The organism is Caldivirga sp. MU80 (genome assembly GCF_001663375.1).
In the GTDB taxonomy this organism is placed as follows: Archaea; Thermoproteota; Thermoprotei; order Thermoproteales; family Thermocladiaceae; genus Caldivirga.
In genome coordinates, this window is the sequence record NZ_LCTF01000054.1 from 1 (window position 1) to 8,119 (window position 8,119).

At 49.1% G+C, this 8,119-nt stretch carries 9 protein-coding genes and 1 pseudogene; 2 read left to right on the top strand and 8 right to left on the bottom strand.

Annotated elements, in window-relative coordinates; translation table 11 throughout:
• Together AAX04_RS11160 and AAX04_RS11165 are read left to right on the top strand one after the other, a co-directional pair.
• Window positions 1–1,121, top strand: a 1,121-nt coding sequence (locus AAX04_RS11160) for a sodium:solute symporter (RefSeq protein ID WP_066798303.1), incomplete at its 5' end; no start/stop codon positions are given.
• A 164-nt stretch (window positions 1,122–1,285) separates the two neighbouring features.
• On the top strand, window positions 1,286–1,516 hold the full coding sequence (locus AAX04_RS11165; RefSeq protein ID WP_066798304.1) for a hypothetical protein: 231 nt from the start codon (window positions 1,286–1,288) through the stop codon (window positions 1,514–1,516).
• A 147-nt stretch (window positions 1,517–1,663) separates the two neighbouring features.
• Here the strand turns inward: AAX04_RS11165 and AAX04_RS11170 are convergent, their stop codons facing one another.
• The 8 genes and pseudogenes from AAX04_RS11170 to AAX04_RS12220 all read right to left on the bottom strand — a co-directional run.
• Entirely contained in the window at window positions 1,664–2,476 is an 813-nt protein-coding gene (locus AAX04_RS11170) for a ParA family protein (RefSeq protein ID WP_066798305.1), read from the bottom strand.
• A 6-nt stretch (window positions 2,477–2,482) separates the two neighbouring features.
• Complete coding sequence (locus tag AAX04_RS11175; protein ID WP_066798306.1) at window positions 2,483–4,048, bottom strand: ATPase, T2SS/T4P/T4SS family; 1,566 nt, start codon at window positions 4,046–4,048, stop codon at window positions 2,483–2,485.
• Window positions 4,049–4,077: 29 nt separating this feature from the next.
• Window positions 4,078–5,070: an ATPase domain-containing protein gene (locus AAX04_RS11180; protein ID WP_084761498.1), complete on the bottom strand. Its 993-nt coding sequence runs from the start codon at window positions 5,068–5,070 to the stop codon at window positions 4,078–4,080.
• Window positions 5,070–6,194, bottom strand: a complete 1,125-nt coding sequence (locus tag AAX04_RS11185) for a hypothetical protein (RefSeq protein WP_066798309.1) — start codon at window positions 6,192–6,194, stop codon at window positions 5,070–5,072. Before AAX04_RS11185 ends, AAX04_RS11180 begins: the two co-directional genes overlap by 1 nt.
• Window positions 6,195–6,223: 29 nt before the next feature.
• Window positions 6,224–6,559 (bottom strand): hypothetical protein, encoded by a 336-nt coding sequence (locus tag AAX04_RS11190; protein ID WP_066798311.1) that lies wholly within the window; start codon window positions 6,557–6,559, stop codon window positions 6,224–6,226.
• A gap of 42 nt (window positions 6,560–6,601) precedes the next feature.
• Entirely contained in the window at window positions 6,602–7,183 is a 582-nt protein-coding gene (locus tag AAX04_RS11195) for a hypothetical protein (protein ID WP_066798313.1), read from the bottom strand.
• Between the two features lie 112 nt (window positions 7,184–7,295).
• Window positions 7,296–7,796 carry a hypothetical protein gene (locus tag AAX04_RS11200; RefSeq protein WP_066798315.1) on the bottom strand — a complete coding sequence of 167 codons (501 nt, stop codon included), beginning with the start codon at window positions 7,794–7,796 and terminating at the stop codon, window positions 7,296–7,298.
• Between the two features lie 47 nt (window positions 7,797–7,843).
• Window positions 7,844–8,119, bottom strand: a pseudogene (locus AAX04_RS12220) (hypothetical protein); the annotation flags it as partial.

Consider the following 8,119-nt stretch of genomic DNA (forward strand, 5'->3'; position numbering starts at 1 on the left):
TTAGGGATAGGTTTGATAGTGGCGTATTGTCGCTGTTAATCTCATTAACAGGTATAATAGCGATGCTGCCTTACATTGCACTTCAAATAGTTGGGATAAGGTACGTGCTTGATGCCATGGGCTTCCCAGTGATTCCAAGCTTCATAATCGCCTACATAATAGTGGCATTGTTTGTGGCGTTCAGTGGGTTAAGGGGCCCGGCCTTAAGTTCACTGATTAAGGATGCTATACTATGGGCCGTGATATTAACGGTTGTTGTTGCATTAGGCATACGCTTCAGCGGCTTCGGCCCCATTTTCGCTCGACTTGGACCCTCACACTACCTGATACCTAGTAAGTTAATGGTGGGTTACATAACGTTGGCCTTTGGAAGTGGGATATCGTGGCTGCTTTTCCCTAACCTACTGGTTGGCTTATTAGGCTCTAAGAGTGAGGATGTTATTAAGAGGAATTCTGTTTTCCTGCCATTTTACCAAGTTTGGTTAGTCTTCCTAGCTGTAATGGGCCTGGTCGCCTTAGCTGAGAACCTAGTGCCAAGCCGTGTATCAAGCTTGGCATTCCCATCAGTGTTGAATGCGTACTTCCCAAGCACCTTCGTTGCGATTGCATTTGCGGGCATTGTAATTGGGAGCATGATTCCAGCTGGACTTCAGAGCCTTGGTGCGGCTAATTTGATAACTAGGAACATTTACCTAGATTTCATAAATAGGAGGGCTAGTGAGAGGCAGCAGGTATTTTGGGGTAGGGTAGCCGTGTTTATAATGATCGTGGCATCCCTAATATTTGCCCTAGTTCCAGCCGCAAGTGGTTTAATATTCTTTCTACTAACCTTCTCATATGCCTGGCTACTGCAAACACTACCCGCAATAATACTCTCAATGTACTGGTATGACTTAGATAAGTATAGCGTGGCCGCTGGGTGGGCTGTGGGTACCGGACTAGTTACGTATGGTTTAGCCACAGTTAAATTCGCATCATCATTACTGCCATGGTTCTACAATATGTACGTTGGTCTACTAGGTCTCATAGTTAACCTGGCGGTAATGCTAATTGTTCATGCAGTGGTTAAAGTCCTTAAGGTTAAGGTGAGTAGCAGGTTAACTCCGCAGGAGTTGGCGTAATTCCGTCGATAGCGGCTGAAACCTTCAAAAGCAAGACCTTTTCATTTTCCTGATTAAGATCTCTATCTGTACCGCATATACGTTGGTTACGTAGGTCTATTTATTGAACTTAGTTGGCATATTTAGCCTAATTTATTAGCTACCTAAAGTGGTTGTACTTAAAAATGGGTGAAATATTCGGTCTTGTATCCAATATTAGGCCCGTGGCGCCCGTAATTAGGATTGGCCTGGAGAGGTTAATCCACAGGGGTATTGATGGTGCTGGTGTTGCCACGGTTTACAATGGTGTTGTTCATGTTAAGAAGGATGCCGGAAAGGTGACTGATGTGCACAGTAGACTTAACCTAGTTGACCTACCGGGTGACGTCAGCATTAGGAGCGCCTCCTCGCCTTAATCCTGTGGCCCTAGCCACCTTAAAGTTAGAGACCAACTCAACAGCATCTTCCCTGAGTAAGATGACCAAGTCACCTACCATCGAATCGCTAATTATGTTACCCTTACTAGAATATTAATGTATTTAATGCTTTCTTTCAATTACCCACTAAAAACCGAGCAAAACCTTCACCTGCTTAATTAACTCATTCACCATCTTGTTGAATTCCTTAACGAACCTCTCTAACGAGCCTCTTGGCTCGTATAGTATGAAGGGCTTTAGTGTTGATGTTAGGTACTGGACTATTGGGCTGGTTGGCAGTACAAACACCTCACCGTTGTGGGCGAATGCCCTAGCCTTACTCTCCACAGCGTCTAAACCAGGTAACCATTTGTTTAAAACCACGTTCACTATCGGGTTCAACTTAAGTTGGACGCTCAACGGCCTAACTATGCTGTTGTCTAGCTCGGCTAGTACTATGTCTGCGTAGTTCGCGTAATCCATGACCAAGTTAATGATGTTCGAGTTTATGAGCGAGGGCACCACAACCACATCATCAATCGATGCCGGCAAGTCAATAATCACTACTTGCGCGTTTGTGATTCTGGATGCAGTGATTATTAGGTTCCTGAGGGCGTTGAAGGCTTGGTTCACACTCATCGAAGAACCCCACAAATCCCATGATTTTAGTGAGCCTGGTGGTACTACGAATACGCTAGGCACCACATTGCTCCTAACAATTACCTGGTTCACGTCCCTAGTTGAGCCGACGACGTAATCAAGGGCGCCCGGCCTATCCGGGTTAATCCCCAACAATCTAGAGCTTGTCTGTGTTGAGTCAATCCCGAAGTCTATGAGGACTACGTTTGTCTTCAACGCCATTGATAGGGCAATGGCTTGGTTACTGGCTATCGTGGACTTACCAGTCCCACCCTTACGCCCACTGAAGTAGGTGATGACAACCAACCTAGGCGTCAACATCACCAATCACCCACTCCCTTTAAAAAGCCCCTCAACCTCGCTATCGAGACTCAAAACCTCACTCGGCAACTCAAGCCTAGGCAGGCTCAGGGACTCTATCGCCTCCACTGAGGGCTTCACCGACAACACGGACTCCGGGTCCTTGTAGAATGCGTATAGTAGGCTAGCCAACTGCTCCGGCGTTGGGTTTAGCTCCAACACCTTAGTCAGGAACTCAATTCGGTAGCGCAACTGCCTATCGATAACGTCCTTGCCGTAGTCCCTAGTTAGCACCTCCATGTGCCTATCCGCATTCCTAATGGACCTAACGAAACGCCTATGCACAACCCTAACAACACCACCCTCATCCCTAACGCTCTCCTTAACCAAACCAACCTCAACAATAACAGCCTCGCTTAGGAACCTCTCGGCATCGACGAAGCCCTTGACCTTAAGCCTAGTAACCGCATCCTCGTAGTCGTTGGCGTGGAATGTGGTGATGGTCCCATGACCCAAAGTCATTGCCTCAAGCAAAGCCTTGAACTCACTATCCTCCCTAGCCTCATTTACTAGGATTATGTCGGCACCGCTCCTCAGGGAGTGGTTGATTAACCTAACCTTATCAATACTCTCAATACCCCTGGCAAACGCCCTCCTCTCAAGCATAGGCAAAACAACCCGGTGATAGGGTAGGTAAAGCTCGACAACATCCATGACCAAGGCAATCACCTTATCAACCAATAGGAACGCAATGGCATTCTGCAGCGTAGTCTTTCCCGCACCCATCGGACCCACGAATAAGATGGGTGTCTTATAATCGGCTAGTAACCAAAGCAATGCAGCCTGGTCTATGCTAATCACGTTGTTCCTAATCAACTCGGTGATAAGCCTAGGCCTCCTCGGCAAGACCCTAATGCTAACCCAAGGCGTTGGACGCCCAACGGGGTCTGAGGTTACGGCAACCCTAATCCTAAACTCCGGGTCAACAAGGTCAGGCATTGGGTTGTGGGTAGTTATTGGGGTCCTCATCCTAATTGAGAACCTCCTGAAGAGGTAGTTGATGGGGTCGAAATCACCAACAGTGATTCTCCTAACCACCCTCCTCAAGCCCCTCCTAACGATCAACTCATACGGCTCCCAACCAATGATTGCACGCATAAGCCCAAGCTCCTCGTGGTTAACGTGGACGGCCAATCCATCATCGAGCCTCCTAATGTATATGTCCGTGATCTCCGGCATCAAGAACAATGGGGTAAAAGCCCCATACCCATTCAACCAACGCTCAAACACCCTCCTAGCCAAGTCAATGTTTTCGTTGGTTGCCTTAACGCCGATTAGGCCCAGTGCTTTCTTGATGGCTGTCTCGAGCTTCTCCCCAGAGCCTAGCTTCTCGGCTATGTAGTCGAGGGGCAGTGCAATCAGCCAATCGGGGACGTCATCAATGATGTAGGCAGTGTACTCGGGCGTTTGGTATGTTGGGTCAATGACTTGGTGAACCTCGATGTTGGTCTTCAAGCCGAAGTTCTCCCTACCCTCAACACTGTAGAACCTAACCAACCCTTGACTAATCACCCTAGGCCTAGAAACATGCATCAAGATTTGATGCATTGATTTTTAAGGGATTAGTGAAGACCATCATCACCGATGACGTACTTAACCTCTGTGCCGGGCGCCAGCCCTGGAACGTCCAAAGCCCTCATCACGCCCTCCGGCTTAGCCTTGCTTGGCCTGAGCATTAGCCACCTGCTGTTCACTGTGTGGGCTAAAACATTGCCGCCGACCGGTAGCTTGATCTCGACGTAGCCGCTCGGCATTGTCATTACCTGGTTCGTGTAGATTGCTAACACCCCAAACTTTATTGTCAGCCTGCGTATCCAATCAAGCACGTAGTGCAACCTCTGCTGCCTCTCCGCCAACCTCTCCCTACCCCTAAACTGTGCTCGATAAAGTGCCGTTACGCTATCGATAATGACAACACCAACGCCGCCACTAATCACTTGGTTAGCCAGCTTCAACTTTATGAAGTCCTCTAGCTCCTCGACGGTGGCTGGGTTATAGACAACCAAGTCCCTCTCCAGGAACTCACCGCAATTAACGTTGAACCTACCGCATAGGTTCTCGATTAACTTGCCCGTGGTTAGGTATTGGTCGATTGTCTTCTCGGTGTCGATGTAGACCACGCCGATCTGGTGCTGGGCGACCGACGTAACGGCGACTTGCAAGGACATGATTGTTTTGCCGGCACCGAACTCACCAGCGAATTCGTATGAATTACCAAACCTCAAGCCACCAACCAACTTGTCGAACTCCTCAACCCCGGTTTTAACAATCCTTTGTCTCGAGACAGCCTCAATCCTCTCCCTGGCACTCATCGGCCTAGGCTCATCATTGAGCAAACCCCTAGCCGCAGTGATTACCTTCCTCGCCGTGTCTAGCTCGGAGAGGTTGAGTAGTTCCATCAACTCCTCCGCGTTGAACAACAACAAGTGCTTCGGGCTCGTTACACCAACAGCCCTAAGCCTCTCAATCATCTGCGCCGAAACACCATAGCTCCTCAAGGCATCAAGGTCATCAATTGATTGTGGTTTTTCCTCAGCCTTCATTTTCCTCGGCATTATGCCCACCCCATCAATGTGATGATTGGGGTTAGGAAGAGCGGGATCAGGCTTACGCCCAAGCCTATTGAGTGCATAGCCTTACCGACAATTACCGATGTTGATGCTCCCAAGGCAATGAGCATTGTGAGTAGGGCGTTTGTGTTAGCCAGACCGCTGATTATTAACGCCGCACTACTTATACCTGTTGCACCAGAGACTGCACTCGATGCGAGTGCCGGTGCGTGGAGTGCCAGGAGCATTGCCGCCAATGCCAGCATCATTGCGTAGCTCACGGCAATGAATGGGCCGTAGAGGAAACCACTCCTAACAACCTGCCCAATGAAGTTCATGAAGCTATCGACAACCATGTTTACCCTCTCAACAACATCCCTAGAACCCCTGGAGTAGGCGTAGTCCCAGAGTTGGATTAACTCCCTCTCGACAAGGGTCCTAGGCGTTGGTGGCTTGGGGTCACTGACGAGCAGTAACTCACCGAAGGACTTACTCACCCTATTGTACATCCCCAAGTAGTCCTTGATGAACTTCAGGAACTGCGGCATGTAGAGTGCTGCGAAGCCTATGCCGAAGGTTATTATCGAGATTGTTGTAGTCATTAATGCAGGCAGCCTAAGCAGTAGCAAGGAAGCTGCCAAGCCTATGCCCAACCCAACGAAACCACTGATCAGTGGTTTGACGTAGTCGTATTTGGTGAGCTCTATTTGATAGTAATGAATAAGTGGTATGTAGAGTAGGTTGATTAAACCAACAATCGGTGGTGCACCTAGGATTGTCATGAAGGTAAGCACGCCGGTCATTATTGAGAGGACAATGACGGCTGTTAAGCTCGCATTAACCCACTGGAGCCTACTACTCAACACATTGTTTAGTTTGTTCAAGATGGCCATGAAGGCTACGTCAGGGTCAGTGCCCGATGCAACAAAGCTATGCGCATAGGCAAGCAACTCACGCCTATAACCACCCCTCCTCAACAACCATGGGGTGGTGACAACGTTTAGGAGCATGGATAACTTGAACCAAGCCTTACTCAACCTGGAGGCTTCGCTCACAGCCAAGTCCGTGCCATCCTCAGGAGCCCTAATTACGAATACTAAGTCGGCGATGTACTCCTTGATTGATGTCATCGATTAATGGTGGGGTGGTTTTAAAGGGGCTATTTCCCGAGCATGGGCTTTATCTTCCTGTGGTAGATGTCTATTAACTCCCTCAGGGCGTTGTAGTCCTCGTTTAATGCCTCGAGCATTGCGTCGAGAATGTTTATCAAATCCGCCTCAACCTTTGCGAGCTCCTCGAAGCACGCTACGGCAGTCCCTAAGTCCTCGCCCTCATCCTCCGGGCATCTCTTCAATACCTGCTCTGTGTACATAAGCAATGCCTCCTCGAACCGCGAATGGGCTTTCCTAAACTCCAAAAACTTCTCACGAACCCTCCTACCCAACTCCCTCATTTCAGCCAATGCCCTAGCGACATCATCCAACCCCGAGGACATACAAATCACTGCAGTCAGCGCAGCAATTTAAACCTATAAGAATCACCTAACCAGCAACTCGACAATGTACCTCCTCGTCCTCGCCAGCCTTAGGCTTAGCTCCCTAACATCGCCGTCGCAGATTAACCTAGCCCTCACCTCAATGGGCTCGCTTGCGTAAATAACATACGTGACCCTATGCCTAGGGTTCAACCTATCCGTTGCATCGACTACCCTAACGGACTTAACAACCTTGACCTTGCCCCTCAACTCGCTGGGTATCTCTAGGTAATAATCAACGCACTCTATGTTTATTACCGAGGCGTAGACCTCGCTGTCCAGTCTCTTGTAGTTTCTGTACAAAATAACCGCGGCTATGTGCGTACAAATCTCGCTCTTTCTCCTCAATCCCCAGCTTGACTCGAAGCACGAGCAGTAATACCTACCATCCTTGAACCTAACAACGTAGGTAGGGTACTTGTCACCGAGCTCCGGCAGTCCCCTAACAACCCAAACATTCTCTCCGTACTCCTTAACGGTGTTCTTCATGAATCGAATAAGAGCCCTCCTAACCCATGATTTGCTCTTGTTTGGGAAGTCCTCCCTAAGCCTCTCAATAGCCAAGTCAATGAGCTCCCTGCTCATTGCCTCACTCAATGAAACATTGTTTGAATATAAGGGTTGGATGGTTTTTGGGTGAGGATGGGGAGAAAGGGGAAATGATTTTGATTTTTAGGTTGGGCTTTGCCGTGCTGGTTTACGATATTGGCGCCACGTTTGTGCCGCTTGTTGTCATCACCTCGACCTCCGTGGGTGAGCCTGTTATGCTTGTGCACGTTATCGAGAGCGTATCACCTGGGTTGAGGGTTATCGATAACCCACTGGCCGGCAGTGAGGTTATGCCACTGTACGTGTTCCCATTTAGGTATGCTGTGCAACTCGATGCGCTTGAGCCGCTGGGCACCAGGTTTATCGCCTCAACCGTAATGGCACTGACGCCCATAGCCTTCATGTTCACGACAAGCACCCCACCCAACTCCTCAGCAGTCACAGTCAGCGTGTTGCTTGCACCCAGCGAAGGCATTGCACCGTGGAAGACGTAGAAGATCAGGAACAACCCGAGCGCTATACCGACAACAGCCACTATGGCCCACAGAATATTAAACTCACCCCTCCTGCTCAATACCTTGGCATTGGCTTGCTTAGCCCTCATGGCTTTCATCCTCACAACAGCCCTAGTTAGGGGTTTGCTTGTCATCGGGAGGAAATTAGGTGGTTTTTAAGGGGTTGGTTTGTCTTGATTGGTTATGGTGTTGTGCTTAGGGCGTGCTTGATTAGGAGACTGAAGACGCTTGCTGTTTCTCTGAGCATTGCCTCGAGTATCTCTAGGGCGTATGTGCCGGCGTTCTGTGTGAGGGTTGCGTTCCCGCTGGCAAGTCCCATGATAAATAGCCCTATGTATATCCCGAGGAATATGAATAACGCCCCAAGGATCGGCCTCTTTGCGTGGGTGATGGCCTCCGAAAGGGCGGTCGATCGACCAAACGATGTCGGGTGGATTAGGTACTCTATGATGTAGGC